At 69.3% G+C, this 1342-nt stretch carries 2 protein-coding genes and 1 pseudogene; 1 reads left to right on the forward strand and 2 read right to left on the reverse strand.

Features of this window, described 5'->3' with window-relative positions; all coding sequences use genetic code 11:
* Positions 1-107: 107 nt before the first annotated feature.
* Together JL475_RS39005 and JL475_RS39010 are read right to left on the reverse strand one after the other, a co-directional pair.
* Complete coding sequence (locus JL475_RS39005) at positions 108-689, reverse strand: transposase (RefSeq protein ID WP_202282927.1); 582 nt, start codon at positions 687-689, stop codon at positions 108-110.
* Entirely contained in the window at positions 686-1180 is a 495-nt protein-coding gene (locus tag JL475_RS39010; RefSeq protein WP_202282928.1) for a winged helix-turn-helix domain-containing protein, read from the reverse strand. The genes JL475_RS39005 and JL475_RS39010 overlap by 4 nt, the downstream gene beginning before the upstream one ends.
* 57 nt (positions 1181-1237) lie before the next feature.
* On the opposite strand from JL475_RS39010, the pseudogene JL475_RS39015 reads away from it, so the two are divergent.
* A pseudogene (locus JL475_RS39015) lies at positions 1238-1342 on the forward strand (transposase family protein); the annotation flags it as partial.

Consider the following 1342-nt stretch of genomic DNA (forward strand, 5'->3'; position numbering starts at 1 on the left):
CACTGTCATCCGCACCGACCGCGTGGCCGCCGCCGGCCCCAACAAGGCCGACCTGTGGTGGTCCGGCAAACACAACTGAGCTTGGCTTCTCGGGGTGACATCGATCTCTACGGCGGTGCGAGGGCCAGTCCGGTCTCGGCGATGAACCCGTCGAGGAGCTCGGGCCGGTACTGCATCTTCTTCAACCGGGTCCGGGCGAGGGCCGCGAGCTCGCCGGTGGTGCATGCTGCCAGGTTGCCCAGACTCCCCTTCAGGTTCGACCACACGCCCTCATCCGGATTCAACTCCGGGCTGTACGGCGGGAAGTGGAAAACAGTCAACCAGGAGCGCTTGCTGAGCAGGTCGCGCATCGCACGGTCGGTGTGCTGCGTGGAGTTGTCCCACAGCAGCACGATTTCCGCACCGAGCTCGGCGTGCGCCGCATCCAGGAGCGCCGCGAGGTCCGGCTCCTTGAAGCCCTTCTTCTCCTTCTTCCGCCCGGCGTGCTGGACCAGCATCCGGTAGATCAGCCGAGTGCGGGCGCCGGGCCTGGTGCACAGCATCGAGGCCAGGGAGACCCGTCCGGAACCCTTGCCGCTGACCCTGACCACCGGCGGACGGCCGCGCCGGGACCAGGTACGCGCCTTGGGCGGCCTGATGCTCTGCCCGGCCTCGTCCTCGAAGCACAGCCAGGCATCCCGGTTCCTCACGGTTTTCCCACGCGGGGCCAGACCTCTTTGACCCAGGTCGCCACGGCCTGCTCATCGTGTTCGGCGGCCCGGTGCACGGGGGTCTGCACGGTCCAGCCCATCTGGTGCAGGATGCGCGAGACATGCTTGAGGCTGAACCGGACGTGGAACTGGCGGGCGATCACGGTCGCCACGCGGGCCAGGGTCCAGCGCTGGTCCTCACTCCAGCCGTGAGCGGCGGGACCACGCTCCAGCTCCGCTTCCAGCCAGGCCCGCCACTGCGGTCGCATCCGGCTGGGGAAGCCGCTGGGCCCCTTGGAGGCAAGGCTGTCCTGTCCTTCCTCGCGCCAGCGTGCGTGCCAGGCGTAGGCCGACTTCCGGGAGACCCGCAGCCGCTTGGCCACCTCGGGCGGCGGGACGCCCCGGGCGAACATCTCGGCGGCCTCGAACCGCACCCGCTCCCGCTGAGCGCGTTGCTTCGCGGTCAGACCGCCGCCATCGGGATAGCGCATGCCGCTGGAATACACCCATCTGCACTATTTGTCACCCCGAGAAGCCAACCTCAGAAGCACCACGGAGGGAACGTGCAGGTCATCGCCGCCCCGGACGGCTGGCCCATCTGGGTCTCCCCGGTCCGGCCGGGCCGCGAGCACGACACCACCTGCGCCCGCACC

The sequence above is a fragment of the Streptomyces sp. M2CJ-2 genome, from assembly GCF_016757295.1.
GTDB lineage: Bacteria > Actinomycetota > Actinomycetes > Streptomycetales > Streptomycetaceae > Streptomyces.

What these genes read in the sequence shown, in the direction of transcription:
- JL475_RS39010 (WP_202282928.1), bottom strand. Translation starts at nt 1,180, where the DNA reads ATGCGCTATCCCGATGGCGGCGGTCTGACCGCGAAGCAACGCGCTCAG.